This is a genomic window from Streptomyces sp. SAS_281 (assembly GCF_052542855.1).
In genome coordinates this window covers 36941-57116 of sequence record NZ_JBMNDO010000048.1, presented here as the reverse complement: position 1 = coordinate 57116, position 20176 = coordinate 36941, and the positions used below count along the sequence as shown (strand labels likewise).

The window sequence follows — 20176 nt, the reverse complement described above, 5'->3', positions numbered from 1 at the left end:
CCCGCCCGCCGCTGTCGGTGAGCACCGCCTCCAGCGCGTCGTGCAGCGTCGCGTCCCGGGTCACCGTGTCGTGGACCAGCTGCCCGGCGCGCGCCAGGGCCGGGTACCGCTGCCACCGGTCCGGATCAGGCCGCCTCGCCCGCGGTCTTCTCCGTACCGCCCTCCGCGCTCTTCTCCGCGGTCAGGTAGGCCGAGACGACCACGTTCGCGGTGTACGAGTGGGACTCCTGGTCGTACGTGCCGCCACAGGTGATCAGCCGGAGCTCCGCCCGCCCGTCCTTGCGGGGCCCGTACGCCTTCTGGGCGTCGAACCTGGCCCGGGTGAGGACCTGCACGTCGTCGATGGTGAACTCGGCGACCGTGCCGTCCGTGCGCGTCACGTCGACCTTCGCGCCGGGGCGGGCCGCGCTGAGGCCGTAGAAGACGGCGGGCTTGGTCTCGGTGTCGACGTGGCCGACGAACAGGGCCGGCCCCTCGGCGCCGGGCCGGGTGCCGGCGCCGTACCAGCCGACCGTCCGGGGCGTGTCGAAGGACGGCGGCTCGATGGCGCCCTCGGCGTCCAGGCCCCGGGAGACGACGGGGGCCTCGACGCCGATCGAGGGGATCTCGACGCTCTTCGGCGCGACGCCCGGGATCGGCGCGTGCGCCGGGGGCAGCGGCACGCCGAGCGGGCGCCCGACCGCGGCGACGTCGCCGGTGGTCGGGGCCGAGCCGATGCCGGAGCCGTCCGTGATCCCGCGGCCCCAGAGCCACAGGCCCAGCAGGATGACGGCCCAGGTCACTCCGGTGAGCAGCCTGCCACGGCCCGGCGACTCCTCCGGTGCGGACATGTCAGTCGGCTGCCGGACGGCGACGGCGCACGCTGCGGAAGGCGACGGCGACGGCCGCGACGGCGGCCAGTCCGAGGCCGATCACCTCGTGGGTGGTGCCGGGGCCGTCCTGCTCGGCGGTCTCGCTCGCGAGCACGGCGGTGCCTCCGCCGCCCGCGTGGACCGGGGCGACGGGCATGGGCCGCTCGCGGTGCACGACGGTGAGGGTGGCGGTCACCCGGGTGTGCTTGTCGCAGACCGCCTGGACGTCGTAGTCGCCGGGCTCCGCGTCCGCCCGGACGCGGGCCTCGGCGTAGAGCGTGCGGTCGCCACCGGACGAGAACCGCGCCTCGGAGACGAAGGCGTCGGAGTTCCCCTTGGCCTCCTTGGCCTTGCAGCCGGTCAGCTCCAGCTCGACCTCGCCGCCCGGGGCGACGGACGAGGGCGAGACCGACAGGGCGGCGCGGGACCGGGAGTCCTCGTGGCCGGAGCCGGTTTCGGCCAGTGCCGAGGGGATCGGCACCAGGGTCGCCGCGGCCAGTGCGGCGGCACAGAACGTGAGGGGTATGGAACGCATCGTGAACCTCCTGATGGAAGGTTCACTCCTGCGGGCGCGTTCCGCATCCGCAGCGCGGGGGCACTGGGCCGGTGGAGTGGGGCGGGCGCCCAAGGGGTCCGCCCCACCCGGTGTCAGCCCAGCTCGATCAGGTCGACCAGGTCGGCGATGGAGTCCACGACCGTGGACGGCCGGAACGGGTACTTGTCGATGTCCGCGACCGTGGTCAGCCCGGTGAGCACCAGGAACGTCTGCATGCCCGCCTCCAGTCCGGCCAGCACGTCGGTGTCCATCCGGTCGCCGATCATGGCGCTGGACTCGGAGTGCGCGCCGATCGCGTTGAGCCCGGTGCGCATCATCAGCGGGTTCGGCTTGCCCGCGAAGTACGGGGCCTTGCCGGTCGCCTTGGTGATCAGGGCGGCGACGGAGCCGGTCGCGGGCAGCGGGCCCTCGGCGGACGGGCCGGTCTCGTCCGGGTTGGTGCAGATGAACCGGGCCCCGGCGTTGATCAGCCGGATCGCCTTGGTGAGCGCCTCGAAGGAGTACGTACGCGTCTCGCCGAGCACCACGTAGTCGGGGTCGTGGTCGGTGAGCACGTATCCGATGTCGTGCAGCGCGGTGGTGAGTCCGGCCTCGCCGATGACGTACGCCGTGCCGCCGGGGCGCTGGTCGTCCAGGAACTGGGCGGTGGCGAGGGCGGAGGTCCAGATGTTCTCCACGGGCACGTCCAGGCCCATGCGCTTCAGCCGGGCGTGCAGGTCGCGGGCGGTGTAGATCGAGTTGTTGGTCAGGACCAGGAAGGGCAGCCCCGAGTCACGCAGCCGCTTGATGAAGGCGTCGGCGCCGGGGATCGGGGTGCCCTCGTGGATGAGGACCCCGTCCATGTCGGTCAGCCAGGACGAGATCGGCTTGCGCTCTGCCATGTGGGACTCCAGTTGCCGTACGCCAGGTGCGGGGACGCCGGCGGCACCGCGTTGTGCAGCGCCGACGCCCCAGAGTTTAGGCCGACTGTTCGACGTGGAGGTACTGGCTGACCGTTTGGTGATCAGTGGTTCGCGCGGCGGGTCCGGCGGGTCGCGAGCACCATCGCGCCGCCGCCGATCAGGAATCCGGACACGGTGAGCGCGGGCAGGGGTACGGGGACGGAGATGCCGGTGCTGGCGAGCTGCGGGACCCCCGCCGGGTCGGTGCCGGGCGGGACGGGCCGCCGGGTGGTGCCGGTCCTGCCGGGGTCCGCGTACCCCTCGTCGCCCTTGCCCTTCACCGTGCCGCTCCCCTCTTCTTCCTCGTCCTCGCCGGTGCCGCCCACGTGCTCCCGGCCCGTCCCGTCCGCGCTCTCGCGGTCGCCGTCCGTCTCACCGGTGCGGGTGCCGTCCTCGTCGGGCTCGACCACGGAGAACGGGTAGTCCTCGGACTCGCCGACCCACTCCCCGTCGCCGCCCGTGCCGCTCCCGCCGCCCCGCCGCTGGACGACCGCGGCGTTCGCGGTGATCCGGCCGGGGCTCGTGTCGGAGGTGAAGGCCAGCCGGACCTGGACGGTGACGGTGCGTCCGGCGGGCACGGTGAACCCGGGAAAGGCGTCGCCGTCCTCGCCGCCGAAGACCCCGATGTGCTCGTCCCGGTCCGTCGTCTCCCAGGTCACACGGTGCTCGACCCCGGGGTGGGCGCGCTCCGAGAACTGCAGCTGGATCTGGTCCGAGGTCAGCACCCGCTCGTCGTCGGTGAGGACGAGCACGGGGTGGATCGCCCGGCAGGACTCGGTCGTCGTGTTCGTCAGGTCCAGGAACCAGGTGCCGTAGCCGCCGCCGGACGCGTAGGTGTCGGGGCCGCCGTGGATGCGGGTGTCGATGGGGAAGCCGGCCGACGCGGGGCCGCCGCAGGCGGGCTGCTGGTCGGCGGTGGCCGAGCCGGGCGCGGCGGCCGGGGTCAGCCGGCCGGCCGGACCCGCGACCGGGCTGCGCTGCGGGGCGGCGGTCGCGGTCGCCCCGCCGAGGACCACGGGCATCACGCTCGCGGCGGCGAGCCCGAGCGCGAGGCCGTGCCGGGTGCGGCCGGCCCCGGGGGGATCGGTGGTCTCGGTGGGCTCGGCGGGTTCGGGGGGCATGGCGGGGCGGCCTCCACTTCGTGCGGCAACGGCCGGTCGGGGCGCGGGGCGCCGCGGGCGGCGCGGCGCCGGACACCCCTCGGGGTGGCCGACCCTGCCACGCGCGCGCGAGCGCCCGGCGCAGGCGTGCCGGAGGGCCGCCCGGATGGCGGCGGGGGTCCGCGCGCACGGCGGAAGCGAGGGGGCATGCGCACGGCGGAAGCGAGGGGCGTACCCACGGCGGAAGCGAGGGAGCGTGCGCACGGTGGAAGCGAGGGAGCGTGCCCACGGCGGAAGCGAGGGAGCGTGCGCACGAATCGGCCCGAATCCGGGCGGGACGTGGCCATGAATCGGCCCGAATCCGGGCGGGACGCGCCCGCGAATCGGCCCGAATCCGGGCGGGACGCGCCCGTAAATCGGCCCGAATCCGGCGGAGCGTGCCCATGAATCGGCCGAATCCGGCGGAGCGTGCGCCCGGAACAGCAGCCCGTCCCGCGCCGAGCACGTGCGCCCCGGCCGGTCCGCCTCCGCGGGGCTCGCCCCCGGGTCAGCCCGCCGCGGGGGCCCCGTCCGCCTCTCCCACCCGTCCGAACAGCGGAGCCAGCACCAGCTGCGCCGCGCCCTCCGCGACCGGGCGGTCGCCCGCGCGGTGGGCGGTGACCGGGACCGGGGTGCCGCGCGCCCCGTCGCGGCGGGAGCGCTCGTCCAGGACCGCGCGCACTCCGCGTACGTACGTGTCGGGGTCGGCGGCGACCGTGCGGCCGCCCAGGACCACGCGGTCGATGTCGAGCAGCCCGACGAGATTGGCGGCGCCGGTCCCGAGCACCCGCGCCGCCTCGGCCGCGTCGCCCCGGCGGACGGCGGCCAGGCACAGCGCCTCCAGGCAGCCGCGTCCGCCGCAGCCGCACCGGAGGCCGTCCAGCTGCACGGTCTGGTGCCCGAACTCGCCCGCCCCCGTCCGCTCCCCCCGGTGCACCGCCCCGCCGAGGACGAGCCCCGCGCCGAGGCCGGTGCCGAGGTGGAGGTACGCGAAGTCGGCGGGGCCCTCCGCGCCGAGCGCGAGGCCGAGCGCGGCGGCGTTGGTGTCCTTGTCGAGGAGCACGGGCAGCCCGGTCCGGGCGGCGAGCGCCTCGCGCAGCGGGTAGCCGTCCCACTGCGGGAACCCCGTCACGCGGTGCAGCACCCCGCCCCGGTGGTCCAGCGGCCCCGGCGCCGCGACGCCCACCCCGAGCACCGGCAGCGCCCCGTCCCCCCGCACGGCGGCGACCGCCCGCGCGGCGGCCGTCAGCACCTCGTCCGCCGGGGCACCGAAGTCCAGCGGAGCCGTGCGGCTTTCGGCGACCGTGCCCGCGAGGTCGACCAGGACCACCGCCAGCCCGTCGCGGTCCAGGTGCAGCCCCACCGCGTGCCCGGCCTCGGGGACGAGCCGCAGCACGGTCCGGGGCTTGCCGCCCGTGGAGGCGCGGCGACCCGCCTCGGCGGCCAGGCCCTCGGCGCGCAGCCGGGCGGTGATCTTGCTGACGGCCTGCGGGGTGAGCCCGGTGCGCTCGGCGAGTTCGAGCCGGCTGATGCCGCGCTCGCCGGCCACCCGCAGCAGGTCGAGGACGAGGGCCGCGTTGTGGCTGCGCAGGGCGGGGAGGTTCGCGCCGGTGTTGCTCCTGTTCACGGAACCATTGTGGCCCGCGCTTGCACTTTGGCAACAGCGTTGCGAAAGTGGAGCCATGACCTCCTTGCGCGTCGGACTCGTCGGCTACGGCCTGGCGGGGTCCGTCTTCCACGCCCCGCTGATCACGGCCACCGAAGGACTGGTGCTCGACACGGTCGTCACCCGCGACGAGGAGCGCCGCGCCCAGGCGCGCGCCGCCCACCCCGACGTGCGGTTCGCCGAGGCGCCCGACGAGCTGTGGCAGCGGGCGGACGAGCTGGACCTGATCGTGATCGCGTCGCCGAACAGGACGCACGTACCGCTCGCGCGGGCGGCGCTGGAGGCCGGGCTCCCGGTGGTCGTGGACAAGCCGGTCGCGGGCACGGCGGCCGAGGCGCGCGAGCTGGCGGCGCTGGCCGATGAGCGCGGGCTGCTGCTCTCGGTCTTCCAGAACCGCCGCTGGGACAACGACTTCCTCACCCTGCGCGCGCTCCTCGCGGACGGCGCCCTGGGCGAGGTCCAGCGCTTCGAGTCCCGCTTCGAGCGGTGGCGCCCTCGGCTGAAGGGCGGCTGGCGCGAGTCGGGCGACCCGCGCGAGATCGGCGGGCTGCTGTACGACCTGGGCAGCCATGTGGTCGACCAGGCGCTGACCCTGTTCGGCCCGGCGGCCCAGGTGTACGCCGAGTCGGATCTGCGGCGCCCGGGCGCGGCGGCCGACGACGACACGTTCGTGGCGATCACGCACACCTCGGGCGTCCGCTCGCACCTGTACGTGAGCGTGACGACGGCCCAGCTCGGCCCGCGTTTCCGGGTGCTCGGGTCGAGCGCCGGCTTCGTGAAGTACGGCCTCGACCCCCAGGAGGCCGCTCTGCGCGAGGGCGCCCGGCCGGTCCCGGGCGAGCCGTGGGGCGAGGAGGGCGAGGAGCAGTGGGGCCGGCTCGGCGCGGGCGAGTCCCCGGTCACGGGCGGCGGCACCCCGGTCCGTACGCTCCCGGGCGACTACCCGGCGTACTACGCGGCGGTCACGGACGCGCTGCGCGGGACGGGCGACAATCCGGTGACCGCCCTTCAGGCCGCCGAGGCCCTGGACGTCCTGGAGGCGGCCCGCCGCTCGGCCCGCGAGGGGGTCACCGTGACCCTGCGGCCCGCCGGCGCCGGCACCTCCGTACCCTCGCCCGCCCACGCCCCCGAGGAGCAGCCCGTATGAACCCCACCGCTCCGACCATCTCCGAGCTGATCGCCCAGGAGCGCCGGCTGACGCTGCCGCACTTCGGCTACGACGACGCCTACGCGCTCGGCGGGCTGCTGGTCTCGCTGGCCCGGGAGCGGCACGCCCCGGTCGCGATCGACATCCGGCGCGGGGCGCAGCAGCTGTTCCACGCGGCGCTGCCCGGTTCGAGCGCGGACAACGACGCGTGGATCGACCGCAAGCGCCGGGTGGTCGAGCGGTACGGGGAGAGCTCGTACCTGGTGGGGACGCGGTTCCGGGCGAAGGGGACGACGTTCGACGAGGCGTCCCGGCTGGACCCGGACGTGTACGCGGCGCACGGCGGATCGTTCCCGATCGCGGTCGAGGGCGCGGGCGTCATCGGCTCGGTGACGGTCTCGGGGCTGCCGCAGGCGGAGGACCACGCGCTGGTGGTGGAAGCGCTGGAGCAGTTCGTGACGCGGATCGACGGCTGACGTACGCGGAGGGTGGGGTCCGTACGCGACGGACCCCACCCCTCCGATGTATCGGGGCGCTCTGGAGCGCGTTGGGAACGCCTCAGGCGTCCTTCAGCTCCTGGCGCTGCCGGCCCAGGCCCTCGATCTCCAGCTCCACGACATCGCCCGCCCGCAGGTACGGCTTGGGCTCGGGCTGCCCCATGGCGACGCCGGCCGGGGTGCCGGTGTTGATGACGTCGCCCGGGTAGAGCGTCATGAACCGGCTCAGATAGCGGACGACCTCGCCGACCGGGAAGATCTGGTCGGCGGTCGTGCCGTCCTGCTTCAGCTCGCCGTTGACCCAGAGCTTCAGCGGGAGGGCCTGCGGGTCGGCGACCTCGTCGGCGGTGACCAGCCAGGGGCCCAGCGGGTTGAACGTCTCGCAGTTCTTGCCCTTGTCCCAGGTGCCGCCGCGCTCGATCTGGAACTCGCGCTCGGAGACGTCGTGCGCGACCGCGTACCCGGCGACGTGGGCGAGCCCCTCCTCGGCCGTCTCCAGGTAGCGCGCGGTGCGCCCGATGACGACGGCGAGCTCGACCTCCCAGTCGGTCTTCACGCTGCCGCGCGGCACGAGCACGGTGTCCTCGGGTCCGACGACGGTGTCCGGGGCCTTGAAGAACAGGATCGGCTCGCCGGGGATCGACGCCCCGGTCTCCGTGGCGTGGTCGTGGTAGTTCAGCCCGATGCACACGATCTTGCCGATGCGGGCGAGCGGCGGGCCCACCCGCAGCCCCCCGGCGTCGAGCGCCGGCAGCCCGCCGGACGCGGCGGCGGCACGCACCCGGGCGAGCGCGTCCTCGTCGGCCAGCAGGGCGCCGTCGATGTCGGGGACGACGCCCGACAGGTCGCGCAGGGTTCCGTCCTCGTCCAGCAGCGCCGGTCGTTCCGCGCCCGCCGTACCCACACGAAGCAGCTTCAAGAGTCGTTCTCCTCGGTCGGGATCAGGCCCGTCGGATGGGTGGCGGCCATCGCAGGCTTGTCCGATCCTCCAAGACATCCGATCACTCCGCAAGACCCTGTTCACCAACTGGACCGGGACCGGTCCGGACCGGTTACGCGGCCGTGGCGACCGCGGCGCCCGGCGCGGTCATGTCGCGGTACAGGAAGGCCCGCTCGATCGCGGTCCAGGTGGTGCTGGTGACCACGTAGAGCGCGGCGGCCAGCGGCACGAAGGCGACGGTGAAGAGGGTGAAGAAGGACATCAGCGGCATGAGCTGGTTCATCGCCCCCATGCCGGGCACCGGCTGCCCGTCGGGGCCGGCGGGCGGGGTGACCGGGTTGGCGGCCATCTGACGCTTCGTACGCCCGTAGTTGAAGGTGGCGACGGCGGCCACGATCACGAAGAGGCCCAGGTAGACGAGGCCCTGCGCGCCGAACATCCCGCCGTTCCCGAGCGCGTCGTGCCAGCGCTCGCCGAGCGGCGCGTCGAAGAGCTGGTGGCCGAGGAGCGAGTTCGCCTCGCCGCCGATCCTCTGGCTGGAGAAGAGGTGGTAGAGCAGGAAGAACGCCGGCATCTGGAGGAGGCTCGGCAGGCAGCCGGAGAGCGGCGAGACCTTCTCCTCGCGGTGCAGCTCCATGAGCGCCTTCTGCATCCGCTCACGGTCCTTGCCGTGCTTCTTGCGCAGCTCGGCGATCTGCGGCTGGAGCCGGCGCTGGGCCTTCTGCCCGCGTGCGGCGGCCCGCGAGAGCGGGTGCACGGCGAGCCGGACGAGCGCGGTGAACAGGACGATCGCGGCGGCGGTGGACGCGCTCTGGAAGAGCGGGTGGAGCAGGTCGGCGAGGGCGCCGACCAGGCTGGCGAAAGCGGACATGAAGGCGGACATGGGTGAGCCCTCCGGGGGTCTCGTCGTGCCGGAAGTGTGGTTTCGGCGTGACGGGTCCGCGGGAGGGCTTCCTTCGGGAAGGGCGGTGCCCCTACGCGGCCGTCAGGAGGGCACGGCCCGGCGCTCGGGGGCGCCGGCGCCCCTGGGCGTCCGGGTCCCGTTGCGGAAGGAACGCGGTGCGCTTCTCCCGGTCGCGCATGGCCGTACGCACCCGGGTGCGGGGCACCGGGGCGGCGCAGCGGGCGCTGATGACCGAGCAGGCGACGAGCGCGGTGCCGGCGGCCGCGGTCGCGGCGAGCGCGACGGCGGCGGAGAGGCTGCCGCCCTCGGCGAGAAGCACCTCGGTGAGGAGGAAGAGGAGCAGCCCCGCGGGGCGCAGGACGCGGGAGAGACCGCGGCGTGCGCGGCTCATGGCGCCGGTGTCCATGGGCGGTGCCTCCCTTCCGTATCCGCTTCTGTCGGTCCATCCGTTATACACGACCGGCCGAGTGGGTCAACGTACGTTGACGACCATCCGGTCCGCCTCCAGCTCGTCCCGGGCCAGCACCTCGTCGTCCGGCCGTTCGTCGCGCTCGCGCGGCCCGGCGTACGTCACCACGAGCGCGACCGCCAGGTTGGCGGCGAGCGCGACGATGCCCGCGTTCACGCCCCACACCGGATCGTGCTCCGTGAACACGAACCCGCACACCACGCCGACCCCGACGACGAGCCCGGACAACGCCCCGAGCATCGTCAGCCGCCGCCACATCAGACCCAGCAGCACCATGGGGAGCAGCTGCGCCATCCCCTCGTACGAGATGAGCGAGAGGCGTACGAGGGTGTTCGGGGCGGTGTACGTGAGGAGCAGCGCCAGAGAGCCCGCGACCACGACGACCAGCTGCGCGGCGCCCTTCTGCCGGCGCTCCCAGCGGGGCACGAGCGAGAGCACGCTGCGGCCCCACATCGTGCCGATGACCAGCATGAACACCGCCATGGGCACGATCGAGCTGAGCGCGGCGGCCACCCCGATGACCCCGACGGACCAGGCGGGCAGCGAGTCCGTGACCAGCTTGAAGAGGGCGAGGTTGGACTCGGCGCCGACCAGCCCCGGCACCACGAACAGCGCCGCCATGCCGAGCAGCATCGGGACGAAGAGCAGGACGTTGTAGGCGGGGAGCCACATCGCGTTGCGGCGGAGCACGTCGGCGTTCTTGGCGCCGAGGTAGCCGGCGACGGTGGTCGGGAAGATCACGACGGTGAGCGAGTTCAGGAACGACGTGGTGATGAACCACGCCTGCCCGAGGCCGCTGTCCCCGTGGCCGGGGAAGGTCAGCCACTCGCTCTTCTCGCTGACGAGCCGGTCGAGGAAGGGCCCGTAGCCGTCGAAGTAGTGCACGGGCACGTAGACCGCCAGGAAGCCGAGCGTGACGATCACCAGCAGGTCCTTCAGCACGGAGACCCACGCGCTGCCGCGCAGCCCGCTGACGACGACGAACCCGGTGGTGACGGCGAAGGCGATGAAGTACGCCCAGTTCAGGCTGATGGCCCCGTACGAGATCGTCGAGACGACGACGCCCATGCCGGTGATCTGGAGCTGGATGTACGGAAGCAGGAACACGGTCGCCAGAACGGCGACGAGCGCGCCGAGCCAGGGCCGCCCGAAACGGTGCGCCACCATGTCGGTGATCCCGACGAGACCGTGCTTGCGCGCGTACGCCCACAGCATCGGCCCGACGACGTAGCCGACGGCGTAGCCGCAGGACATGTACGCGACGACGTAGAGGACGGGCGCCCCGTAGTTGTAGCCCCAGCCGGCGGCGCCGAGGTAGCTGAAACTGGTGTAGCCCTCGCCGGCCATCAGCACCCAGATGAAGACGGTGCCGAGGCTGCGCCCGCCCACCGACCACTCGGCGAGCCCGCCTCCCCCGCCGCGTCTGCCGCGTACGGCGAGCAGCCCCAGGGCGACGGTGGCGACCATGAAGACCCCGAAGACGGAGGTCGCGACGGCGGCGTTCACCGGCGGTCACCCCGCCGGGTCAGCCACACGGCGACGGGGGTCAGCAGGGTCGCCCCGAGCAGCCAGAAGAAGAGGAACGGCAGCCCGAGAACGACGGGCCGGACCCGGTTCACGAACGGCAGCGCCCCGAGGTAGAGCACGTAGGGGACCAGCAACCACAACAACTGCGGACGTCGTCTGAGCACGTGGAGACACGTTAGAGGGTCGGCGGCATGCCCGGGCCATTGCCCGGGGCGTTGCCCGGACTGGCCCGGGGCGTTGCCCGGGGAGTAGCCCCCGCCGCGCGCCCGCACAGCAGTACGGTGTGGTGCATGCGCCCCGACACCCCTGCCGACCACATCTCCGAAGCCGAGCGTCTGCTCCGCACCGCGGCGCAGTACCCCGAGGACCACGAACCGCTGCTCCTCCAGGCCGCGGCCCACCTGGAACTCGGCGGCGACCGCGCCCGCGCCGCGACGCTCTACGACGACCTGCTCGGCGACCCCCGCACCGAGCACCCGCACCTGGTGAAGGCGCTCAGCGCCGCGAACCTGTGGGAGTACGGCCACGAGGCGGAGGCCCGCGCGCTGATCGACGGCGTCCGGGTGGCGGCCCCGCAGGAGGCCGCCCCGTGGGAGATCGCGGCCGAGACGCTGGAGGCCCACGACGAGCTGGAAGCGGCGCACGACCTCTTCTCCACGGCCCTGCGCCTGCTGATCGCCCCGGGCGAGGAGGTCCCGTACGCGACCCAGTCGCTGCTGACCGGCCGCCACCGGGTGCGCCGCCTGATGGGCGTCGGGCACGACGCCTGGGACGAGCTGGCGGACACGCTGCACACGGCGGCGGTCCCGCTGGACGAGCTCCACGACCCGAAGCGCCTGTGGTCCCTGGGATCGTCGGACCCGGGTGAGCTGCGTGCCGAGATCACCCGCCTCCGCGCCGAACTGGGCACGTACCGCACGGCGTTGTCCCGCCCCTTCCCGGTGGCGGTGCTGCACTGGCCGGCGGCGGAGTTCCGCGAACTCCTCACGGCGTACCCGAGCCTGGGCAGCGAGTACGCCTCCCACCCGGACCACCTGGCCCGCCTGGAGACGGCCCTGCGCGACCTCCAGGCGGCGGGCACCCCGAACCTCGGCATCGTCCGGGGCACGGTCCCCTCCTACGAAGCCTTCGCCGCCTCCGAATCCGCCTCCCCGGCCGACCCGGACCTCCTCCCCCAGTACGCGACGACCCTGGCCGCGCGAGGCCGAGCGGTGCCGTGGCCCCCGGCGAAGAGCGCGGAGTGCTGGTGCGGGTCGGGGGAGTCCTATCGGGGATGCCACGGGGGGCGGGTGTAGGGGCGGGCACAGGAGCGGGTCCGAGGCTTCGGGGTCTCCGTGTGAGGCGGCCGGGTTGAGGCGGTGGGAATGCGGGTGCCGGAGTGAGGCGGCCGGAACGCGGCGGGCGGACTGACGCGGTGGGAATGCGGCGGCCAGGGTGACGCGGCCGGTTGAAGCGGCCGGAATGCGGGTGCCGGGGCGCGCCCCGGCTCCGTACCCTTCGCCCATGCCCGGACTCCAGCGCCTGCGCCCCGACCACGCCCCGGCCGTCCTCGCGTTCGAGAAGGCCAACCGCGCGTTCTTCGCCGCGTCGGTCCCGGACCGCGGCGACGCCTACTTCGCCGACTACCCGCCCCGCCACGAGGCTCTGCTCGCCGAACAGGCCGCGGGCATCTGCCACTTCCACGTCCTGGTGGCGGAGGACACGGGCGAGGTCCTGGGCCGCTTCAACCTGATGGACGTCTCCGCCGGCACGGCCGAACTCGGCTTCCGCCTCGCGGAGAAGGCCACGGGCAGGGGCCTGGCGACGACCGCCGTGCACGACCTCTTCGCGCTGTGCCGCACGACGTACGGCCTGACGGTGCTCAGGGCGAGGGCGGCGTCGCGGAATGCGGCGTCGCGGGCGGTGCTGAGGAGGACGGGCTTCGTGGAGACGGGCGAGGCGGTGGTGCCGGCGGGGGAACGGGGGGTGGGGTTCGTGCGGGTGCTGGGGGCGGGCTCCGCCTAGATCCCCTGCGCCCGAGCCGCCCAGCGGCTGCGGTGCTGCTGGACACAAGTGGGGTCTATGCGGTGCTCAGGCAGCACGTGCAGTTCGCCCAGCACCTTCTGAGTGAAGGCGTCGACGACCTTGAGGTCATCGGTAATGAGCCGCATGCCACTATCGAAGAGAACGTGACAGTTCGGGCAGAGACAGAGGATGTTACTGCGCACGTCCTCGCCGTTGTGCGGCCTTCCCAGCGCGTGGATATGCGCACCCTCGCTGTACCGTCCACCATCTGCGTCCACGACCAAGGGAATGCTGCACATCTGACAAACATTCCTGTACAGATTCTTGACAGCCCGAGCCTCAGCGGTGTTCCGTACACGCCGCTGAACACTCACGTATTTCGCGGCCGCCTTCTCAAGCGGCGTGACCGGTCGAATCTCTGCAGCATCGCCACTCTTCGACGGCTCCCAGGGCTCCACGGCCGACGACTTAGTCAAACGAAACTGCCACATGAGAAAGCCACGGTCGGTGCGCACGCTCCAGTAGTCCTCAACGAGGTAGAGCCCGCGGTATTCGTACCCCTTGGTCGCCTTGCGTCGCTTGATGCCCAGTCCGCGCACATACCGGATGGGCAGACCTTCCCGATAGTTGACCAGCATTCCTTCGTTAACATCTGTCAACTGCTGGTCTGCCGTGATGTGTCCGTCCTGGTCAGGCGACCCACCCTGGGCCGTGTAAATGATGACGTCGCCATAGTCCTCGTCGGCAGCGTAACCACCGCTCGCCACAATCGAGTCAACGCCCTGATGCGACGTTCCAGAGATCCCCTGCCCGCGAAACCGGTGTACATCAGCAGCGTAAAGGTCATCATGCCTGCTGAACCACGCCCCTTCCATCACGTTCGGAGGGGGGCCAAAGTAGATGGGCTTCGACTTCGAGGGCGACATGCGATCATTCTGTCCATGGCGCACACCTTCTATCAATACCTTTTGACGATCGGCGCCGACATGGCAGGTTCAGATCAACTCTTTCGGTAGGTCGCCTGCTCACCCCTCTCCGGCAGCTACCCCCATGCCACCGGCGCCTCCTCCACCATCCACACCGCCCTGCACCCCGATCCGGCTCACCCGCCATCCCTCGTCCGTACGCCGGAACCGGTCCTCATGCACCCCGCCCACCGTGAAGAGCGGGTGGGCCCCCTTGCCGCGTGAGGACGTCCGAGGAGGTGTGGAGCGTGGCGGCGACGCGGTTGACGGCCTCTCCCGTGAGGCGGATCGCGTCGGCGCCGGTTGCCACACCGACCGGGGTCGTCACGTGCAGGTCATCGGGAAGTAGGCGCCGGATCGCCCTCTTCGAAGCGGCGTTCGTTCAGCGCACGGCAGAAGCCGCTGAGGAAGGCGGCGATCTCGAAGTGGTCCCTGGGGTCCGGGGCGGTGTCGTTCTCGTTCATGGGCCCGAGCGTGCGGCCTCGACCGGACGGGGGGTCAAGAGGTCCCGCACGCGGCGGTACGCTCACGCCACGCACCGCTCGCGCGCATCCGAGGGAGTCCCATGGCGGCCCGGCCCCTTCTCTTCCTGGACGTCGACGGACCGCTGAACCCGTACGCCGCACAGCCCGAACGACGCCCCGCGGGCTACACCACCATCCGCGTGCCCCGGAGCGGCCTCGGCGCTACGGGGCACGGCCTGCTCCGCTCCTCCGCGAAGCCGTTGCGGGTGTGGCTCAACCCGGCCCACGGCGAGGCGCTGTCGGCGCTCGGGTACGAGTTGTGCTGGGCCACCACCTGGATGAACGACGCGAACACCTGGTTCGGGCCCGTCCTGGGCCTGCCCGAGCTGCCGTTCGTCGACTTCGGGGACGGTCTGTTCGGTGAGCGCCCCGACGGGGTGCACTGGAAGTGCGAGGCGTTGCTCGCGTACGCCGGCGGGCGGCCGTTCGCCTGGGTGGACGACGAACAGAGCGACGCCGACCACGCCCACGTCAGCGCCCACCACCCGGCCCCGGCGCTGCTCCACCACGTCGATCCGCGGATCGGGCTGCGGGACGACGATTTCGCCGCCCTGGCGTCCTTCGCCGCCACCCTCGCCGGACCCGCCTGAGCGGGCAGCCCGCCCGATCCGGGCGCGATCCCGCTTCCCCTCGAACGCCCAACAAGCAACGATGGGTACAAGCAGCGAGGGGCGCAGTCCGTGGCCCTTCCGTCGGAGTGGGGGGAACTCATGGTGCTGTTCATCAGTCTCGTGGTCGGTTTTGGCGTGATCGTCGCCGCGTGCCTCGTAGCCCTGCGGATGCGCGGCGGCTCCGGCGAGCGCGGGGCCCGCGAGCGGGGGGCGGCCGAGCAGGGGCAGGCGCAGGCCCTGGCGCACAGGCACGTGCAGAACCAGAACATGGGTCCGTACGGGGGCTGAGCGCGGGCCGGCGGTTCACCGACACGACGAGGTACGCGCACGCGAAGACCGCTACCAGGCACGCCCCCGGCGACCACCACCGCGGCGCAGCCCAGCGTCGCCGGCGTGCCGGTAATCGCCGTCCAGCCGCCCCGCGTCGCACGCCGCACGCGCTGGACGGCGTCGTCGTAGACGGTGGCATCGTAGGCGGTGGCGTCGTAGACAGTGGCGTCGTAGGCGGTGGCGTCGTTCCAGTCGTCCTCGGTCATGCTGCCCGGCCCTCGTTCCGCCAGGCCGCGTCGTGCGTGGGCGGGCCTGGGAGCCGAGTAGCGTTGCCGCGACACGCTACTCGGCGCCGCCCGCCGTAGGCCGGCCGCATGCCTCCGCGCCAGTCGTGGGCGACGAACCGCGAGCGATACCCGGGGGCGACGGAGACGCGCCCGGGACAACGCTCGACGGGGAGTTCGTGCGTTTCGGGAGCGCAACATCGACGCGGCCCTGCCCCTGATCGTGTTCGACAACTCGGCGAGCCCACGCCCGTAGCGGCGCTCACCGAACGACCCAGGGACGTAGTGGTCGTCGGGGGGGCGGAATCCGCAGACGAGCATGTCGTCGACGTCGACCTGATCCGCCGCCACGCGCGGCCCCGGACGGCGCTCGCGTTCAAGGCCCTCGGGCGGGGACGGCATGGAGGCGGCACAGACGCGGCTGCCGCACGGAGACGCGGGCGAACCCCCAACTCACGGATCTTTTACGGGCTCCGCGGCGCAAGCCGGTCGCATCACTGCCCCAGGGACGCGACCAGCCGCTCCAGTGACCTCCGAGCGGGCGGCCCCCACGTCGACTTGCCGTTGGGGAGCCCCCGGTCACCGTCGTCCGCGATGAGCAGGCCACTCAGCGCGCGCAGGACCGCCCACCCCCGGGCACGGCGAAGAGTTGCCACGTCCGGGGCGGGCCGGCAGGCGGCGTGGAAGCGGTCGGCGGCGCCGTCCGGGAGCAGGATCCAGGCGGCGGCGAGGTCACAGGCCGGGTCACCCGCGAAGAGGTCACCGAAGTCGATGACCCCGCAGAACGTGCCGTTGGCGGTCAGCACGTTGGCGGGATGCAGATCGCCGTGGAGCCACAGCGCGGGCCCGTCCCAGTCGGGAGCTGCGACCGCGTCCTCCCAGACGCGGCGGACCGGGTCGGGATCGGCGACCAGCCCCTTCTCGGTGACGGCGGCGAGCGCGTGCCCGAAGTGCTCCCCGTACGGCCCCAACGGCCCGCCGCGCCCCCGCCCGGAGGGCGCCTCGGGCGGGGCCGGCCGGTGCAGAGCGCCGAGGAACCGGGCCAAGGTGTCGGCCGCGTCCTCGGCCCGGGTCGCCGGAACCCGGTCGGCAGGCTCACCGGACACCCACGTGGTGACCAGCCAGGGCCGCGGGAATCGTTCGGACGGTACGCCGAGGCGCTGCGGCACGGGCACGGGCAGCGGGAGGCCCGGGGCCAGCACGGGCACCCAGGCGTGCTCCTTGAGCAACAACTCGTCTGCGGACTCGGTTGCCCACGGCAACCGCACGGCGAGCTCGTCCCCCAGCCGCCACACCTGGTTGTCCCACCCACGTGCGCCCAGCTCCAGGGGGAGATCGGCGAGATCGGGGTGCTGGTCGCGAAGGAGGGCGCGAATCAGGTCGGGGGTCAGGTCGGCTCGGGCGTCGGCGTCGGCGTCGGTCATGCGGGCCACCGTAGTCGGCCGAACTCCGTTACGGGGCGGGCGATTTCTTCGCTGTGCGCGTCAGCACGTACGTGTTGCCGATGTCGGGGTCCCCGTAGAAGAAGAACAGTTTCAACTCGTGCTTCCGTTCGGAACGGTCCACGTGGAGCGACCAGTTGTACGCGGACGGAGACTGCGCGTCCGCAGACGGGGACGAGTTCCCGGCGGCTTGCGGGGCACGCCTGTCCACCCGTGACGGCGCCTTCAGCGCGAGCCGGACGACCTGCCCGCCGTCGGTGTCGGCCAACCGCCAGGCCCCCGTACCGGAGAGGCGCCACCCCTCGTCGTAGTCGAAGTCCTGCCCATCGAGCTTCTTGAGCAACGCCGTCCCGTCCTCGTGCAACTCGACCCGGGTCCCCTCGACGTTCGCCCAGTCGCCGGCGATCTCGGTGGCGGTGGCGTCGTGGATGCCGGTCCCGCCGTAGTACTGAGCGGGCCCGGCGCACGCCACCAGAAGCCAGCTGCACGCAGCTATCCCGGCGCGCGCGTAACACCTGCTTGCCATTGGACCTCCCCGGCTGCCGACTGCGTTGGGCGTTGCACGCGTTCGACCATATGGCCGCGATCCTTCCCTGGGGGCTGCGGGGCTTGTTCTGGGGCCGGCCCATGCGCGCAGGGGCGAGGAGCAGGTGAGGCCACTCGCGGCGGTCGATGTATGTGCGGGGCGGGGCCATTTGCTGTCCCCGCGGGTGCGGGGAGTAGGCACACCGGGCCGCGACAACCCAGCCCTCGCCGGGGCCATCCCCGCGCATGCAGGGAGCAGAACGGGCCCTTGATCGGCTTGTTCGTCGTGTCGGGGCCATCCCTGCGTGTCCGGGGAGCAGTGGTCGGTCTCGTCGCGCTCCGGGTCGCGCTGGGGACCATCCCCGCGTGTGCGGGGAGCAGGTCTTGCACCCCAACAGTGGGTAGTACTTCTAGGGGCCATCCCCGCGTGCGGGGAGCAGATCGCGTTCTCCAGCGGCGGGATCGTGGTCACGGGGCCATCCCCGCGCGTGCGGGGAGCGGGCGATCGTGTTCCACGTTGGCACAATCCCGGCGGGGCCATCCCCGCGCGTGCGGGGAGCAGCGCGCCATGGTGACGCTGCCCGGTTTGCGGATGGGGCCATCCCCGCGCGTGCGGGGAGCAGCCTCCCGGCAGGAGCACAACCCCCGTGACTTGGGGGCCATCCCCGCGCATGCGGGGAGCAGGTCGGCGGCGCCGCGTTCATGCTCCTGGCCGCGGGGCCATCCCCGCGCGTGCGGGGAGCAGGATCAGCAGGCCCGGGATACGGTCATCGTCGGGGGGCCATCCCCGCGCGTGCGGGGAGCAGGGCCTCTTCCCTGGCAACCCCACCGAAGTGCTGGGGCCATCCCCGCGCGTGCGGGGAGCAGGGACTGCGTCGTTCCGAGGTACTGGTCCCGGAGGGGCCATCCCCGCGCGTGCGGGGAGCAGACGACCCGCAGCGTGCCCTTGCCGCTCATGCGGGGGCCATCCCCGCGCGTGCGGGGAGCAGCATGATCCGGATCGCGTTAGGCGTCATGTGGAGGGGCCATCCCCGCGCGTGCGGGGAGCAGCCGGTGACGTCGTCGACGTAGGTGGTGGAGTGGGGGCCATCCCCGCGCGTGCGGGGAGCAGATGAGCTGTATCGCCGTGGTCTTTCCTGCACCGGGGCCATCCCCGCGCGTGCGGGGAGCAGGCGCCGCGTCCGCTGCCAGGACGAAAGCGAGCGGGGCCATCCCCGCGCGTGCGGGGAGCAGCCTTCGTGACCTGCGACGTTATCCCGCGCGGGCACGGTTTTTGACCACTTTCACACATTCCGACATAGCTGCCCTATCGCCCCATTGCGGCAAAGTCAAAGATCGATAGCCCCGTCCGATGAATTCGCACGGTTTCGCAAGCTTCTTAAGCCGAACGACATCACATCGGCTGCGCCGCCTGCACGGTTTACCGACGCCCTACGCAGCCGTCAAAGCCGCTCAGCGAGCAGCCGCTTGCGGTGGTCTCTGCGGCGTACGGCCGTGACGATCACGATGACAGTACCGAGGCTGACTCCGACGACAGGTAGAACGACGGCCAGAATCGACCCACCCAGAAACGTGACGATGCCGCCGGATTTCCCGATGGCGTACTGGGACGGCCCTTCGGATGAGCAGGTGATCTTGTAGTTGCCCGTTCGAGACGCTTCGATGTCGTACAGGGGATTCCAGGTCTCGTCGCGTGTGAGGAACACGTCGATTCCCGGGCCCCCAAGGCGCGGGTTGCCTGGCCCGGTGATGTTGCAATCCTGGGCGGCCGACGGGCCCCTGTCCTTGATCCAGATCGTCCGCTCGCTCTCCGGGCCGAGCCGGAGGGAGAAGATGTCGCCGTTGGCGAACTGGTGGTCGGTGTCGACCGCGTCGACCATGTTGTTGAAGCGATAGACCCCGAGGACCACGCCCAGCACGATCAGTGCGACCGTGGTCACGGCCGCTACCGCGTACCAGAGGCGGCCGGGACTGAGTTCGTTCGCCGGTATCTGCGGCGGAGCGAAGGGCAGCATCGACGCATCTTAGACCGCTTGTTCGGGATGAGCGGTGGGCCTCAAGTGCCGTTGTTCCTGGGGGACTGGGCAAGCGGCCCAGCTTCTGCCATCTGCTCCATCGACGCCCCGCTGCGGCCTGCTGGCTCTCGTTCAAGCAAGTGAGAACACGGGGTCGGCGACAGAGCTGTCATCCCTGCGCATGCGGGGAACAGTCCGATCGGTACGCCGGTCGTCGCCTACCCCGGAGACCATACCCGCGCGTGCGGGGAGCAGCTGGTCCGGGGGGACGAGCTCCACACCGGCCTGGGGTCATCCCCGCGCGTGCGGGGAGCAGACCGGCGACGTCCTCGGCCTGGTCCTCATCGAGGGGCCATCCCCGCGTGTGCGGGGAGCAGCAGTCCGGGGTGAGTCCAGCGTGGACGATCGCGGGGCCATCCCCGCGCGTGCGGGGAGCAGACTGGCAGCAAGGATTCGCCACGATTCGCCAGGGGGCCATCCCCGCGCGTGCGGGGAGCAGGGTGCCTTCCTGGTTCCGTTGGTTTCACCGCTGGGGCCATCCCCGCGCGTGCGGGGAGCAGGTCATGGGCGTAACCGGCGCCGGGAAGTCGGAGGGGCCATCCCCGCGCGTGCGGGGAGCAGGGTGCAGGCGCGTCCGGATGCAGGAGCGTGTCGGGGCCATCCCCGCGCGTGCGGGGAGCAGATCTTTCGGATGGTGGACCGGCCCCACTGTTCGGGGCCATCCCCGCGCGTGCGGGGAGCAGCGACACCGGTCCGCTGAGTCGACCAGAGGGCGGGGGCCATCCCCGCGCGTGCGGGGAGCAGGATCGGCGCGAACGGCCCCTGTGTCTGCAGGAGGGGCCATCCCCGCGCGTGCGGGGAGCAGAACCAGAACGATCAGGACATCACCGGCAGTCAGG

At 72.5% G+C, this 20176-nt stretch carries 21 protein-coding genes, 1 pseudogene and 2 CRISPR repeat arrays (1 of these 24 only partly in view); of the genes and pseudogenes, 6 read left to right on the top strand and 16 right to left on the bottom strand.

Annotated elements, in window-relative coordinates; genetic code table 11:
* The 6 genes and pseudogenes from ACN6LM_RS19735 to ACN6LM_RS19710 all read right to left on the bottom strand — a co-directional run.
* A pseudogene (locus tag ACN6LM_RS19735) lies at positions 1-136 on the bottom strand (polyamine ABC transporter ATP-binding protein); the annotation flags it as partial.
* Entirely contained in the window at positions 126-830 is a 705-nt protein-coding gene (locus tag ACN6LM_RS19730; RefSeq protein ID WP_445066704.1) for a class F sortase, read from the bottom strand. The gene ACN6LM_RS19730 and the pseudogene ACN6LM_RS19735, both read right to left, overlap by 11 nt.
* Before the next feature lies 1 nt (position 831).
* Positions 832-1386, bottom strand: coding sequence for a hypothetical protein (locus tag ACN6LM_RS19725; RefSeq protein ID WP_445066703.1), 555 nt, complete (start codon positions 1384-1386; stop codon positions 832-834).
* A 113-nt stretch (positions 1387-1499) separates the two neighbouring features.
* Entirely contained in the window at positions 1500-2288 is a 789-nt protein-coding gene (locus tag ACN6LM_RS19720; protein ID WP_445066702.1) for an HAD-IIA family hydrolase, read from the bottom strand.
* Positions 2289-2410: 122 nt separating this feature from the next.
* Positions 2411-3469, bottom strand: coding sequence for a hypothetical protein (locus tag ACN6LM_RS19715; RefSeq protein ID WP_445066701.1), 1059 nt, complete (start codon positions 3467-3469; stop codon positions 2411-2413).
* 526 nt (positions 3470-3995) lie between these two features.
* On the bottom strand, positions 3996-5114 hold the full coding sequence (locus tag ACN6LM_RS19710) for an ROK family transcriptional regulator (RefSeq protein ID WP_445066700.1): 1119 nt from the start codon (positions 5112-5114) through the stop codon (positions 3996-3998).
* A gap of 55 nt (positions 5115-5169) precedes the next feature.
* On the opposite strand from ACN6LM_RS19710, the gene ACN6LM_RS19705 reads away from it, so the two are divergent.
* Positions 5170-6300, top strand: a complete 1131-nt coding sequence (locus ACN6LM_RS19705; protein WP_445066699.1) for a Gfo/Idh/MocA family oxidoreductase — start codon at positions 5170-5172, stop codon at positions 6298-6300.
* Positions 6297-6776, top strand: a complete 480-nt coding sequence (locus ACN6LM_RS19700; RefSeq protein WP_445066698.1) for a heme-degrading domain-containing protein — start codon at positions 6297-6299, stop codon at positions 6774-6776. Before ACN6LM_RS19705 ends, ACN6LM_RS19700 begins: the two co-directional genes overlap by 4 nt.
* Before the next feature lie 82 nt (positions 6777-6858).
* On the opposite strand, the gene ACN6LM_RS19695 is transcribed toward ACN6LM_RS19700, so the two are convergent.
* From ACN6LM_RS19695 to ACN6LM_RS19675, 5 genes are all read right to left on the bottom strand, one after another.
* On the bottom strand, positions 6859-7716 hold the full coding sequence (locus ACN6LM_RS19695) for a fumarylacetoacetate hydrolase family protein (RefSeq protein ID WP_445066697.1): 858 nt from the start codon (positions 7714-7716) through the stop codon (positions 6859-6861).
* 133 nt (positions 7717-7849) lie between these two features.
* Positions 7850-8620 carry a YidC/Oxa1 family membrane protein insertase gene (locus ACN6LM_RS19690; protein ID WP_445066696.1) on the bottom strand — a complete coding sequence of 257 codons (771 nt, stop codon included), beginning with the start codon at positions 8618-8620 and terminating at the stop codon, positions 7850-7852.
* Positions 8621-8711: 91 nt separating this feature from the next.
* A complete protein-coding gene (locus ACN6LM_RS19685) occupies positions 8712-9047 on the bottom strand; it encodes a DUF6412 domain-containing protein (protein ID WP_445066695.1) in 336 nt (111 codons plus the stop codon).
* Between the two features lie 66 nt (positions 9048-9113).
* A complete protein-coding gene (locus tag ACN6LM_RS19680) occupies positions 9114-10616 on the bottom strand; it encodes a sodium:solute symporter family protein (RefSeq protein ID WP_445066694.1) in 1503 nt (500 codons plus the stop codon).
* A complete protein-coding gene (locus ACN6LM_RS19675) occupies positions 10613-10771 on the bottom strand; it encodes a DUF3311 domain-containing protein (RefSeq protein ID WP_018105675.1) in 159 nt (52 codons plus the stop codon). Before ACN6LM_RS19675 ends, ACN6LM_RS19680 begins: the two co-directional genes overlap by 4 nt.
* A 156-nt stretch (positions 10772-10927) precedes the next feature.
* Here ACN6LM_RS19675 and ACN6LM_RS19670 point away from each other — a divergent pair, with 156 nt between their 5' ends.
* Entirely contained in the window at positions 10928-11932 is a 1005-nt protein-coding gene (locus ACN6LM_RS19670; protein WP_445066693.1) for a hypothetical protein, read from the top strand.
* 208 nt (positions 11933-12140) lie between these two features.
* Positions 12141-12641 (top strand): GNAT family N-acetyltransferase, encoded by a 501-nt coding sequence (locus ACN6LM_RS19665; protein WP_445066692.1) that lies wholly within the window; start codon positions 12141-12143, stop codon positions 12639-12641.
* On the opposite strand, the gene ACN6LM_RS19660 is transcribed toward ACN6LM_RS19665, so the two are convergent.
* Together ACN6LM_RS19660 and ACN6LM_RS19655 are read right to left on the bottom strand one after the other, a co-directional pair.
* Entirely contained in the window at positions 12638-13567 is a 930-nt protein-coding gene (locus ACN6LM_RS19660) for a YDG/SRA domain-containing protein (protein ID WP_445066691.1), read from the bottom strand. The genes ACN6LM_RS19665 and ACN6LM_RS19660 overlap by 4 nt on opposite strands.
* A 374-nt stretch (positions 13568-13941) precedes the next feature.
* Complete coding sequence (locus tag ACN6LM_RS19655) at positions 13942-14070, bottom strand: hypothetical protein (RefSeq protein WP_445066690.1); 129 nt, start codon at positions 14068-14070, stop codon at positions 13942-13944.
* A 101-nt stretch (positions 14071-14171) separates the two neighbouring features.
* Between ACN6LM_RS19655 and ACN6LM_RS19650 the strand changes: the two genes are divergently transcribed.
* Together ACN6LM_RS19650 and ACN6LM_RS19645 are read left to right on the top strand one after the other, a co-directional pair.
* On the top strand, positions 14172-14720 hold the full coding sequence (locus ACN6LM_RS19650) for a hypothetical protein (RefSeq protein WP_445066689.1): 549 nt from the start codon (positions 14172-14174) through the stop codon (positions 14718-14720).
* A 90-nt stretch (positions 14721-14810) separates the two neighbouring features.
* Positions 14811-15029 carry a hypothetical protein gene (locus ACN6LM_RS19645; RefSeq protein ID WP_445066688.1) on the top strand — a complete coding sequence of 73 codons (219 nt, stop codon included), beginning with the start codon at positions 14811-14813 and terminating at the stop codon, positions 15027-15029.
* 760 nt (positions 15030-15789) lie between these two features.
* On the opposite strand, the gene ACN6LM_RS19640 is transcribed toward ACN6LM_RS19645, so the two are convergent.
* The 3 genes from ACN6LM_RS19640 to ACN6LM_RS19630 form a co-directional block, all read right to left on the bottom strand.
* Positions 15790-16719, bottom strand: a complete 930-nt coding sequence (locus tag ACN6LM_RS19640) for an aminoglycoside phosphotransferase family protein (protein ID WP_445066687.1) — start codon at positions 16717-16719, stop codon at positions 15790-15792.
* 28 nt (positions 16720-16747) lie between these two features.
* On the bottom strand, positions 16748-17263 hold the full coding sequence (locus tag ACN6LM_RS19635; RefSeq protein ID WP_445066686.1) for a hypothetical protein: 516 nt from the start codon (positions 17261-17263) through the stop codon (positions 16748-16750).
* A 470-nt stretch (positions 17264-17733) separates the two neighbouring features.
* A CRISPR array of direct repeats spans positions 17734-18495; the repeat unit is 29 nt; unit sequence GGGGCCATCCCCGCGCGTGCGGGGAGCAG.
* Positions 18496-18704: 209 nt separating this feature from the next.
* A complete protein-coding gene (locus tag ACN6LM_RS19630) occupies positions 18705-19277 on the bottom strand; it encodes a hypothetical protein (protein ID WP_445066685.1) in 573 nt (190 codons plus the stop codon).
* A gap of 225 nt (positions 19278-19502) precedes the next feature.
* Positions 19503-20176: a CRISPR direct-repeat array (repeat unit 29 nt; unit sequence GGGGCCATCCCCGCGCGTGCGGGGAGCAG); it runs 27 nt beyond the window's last position.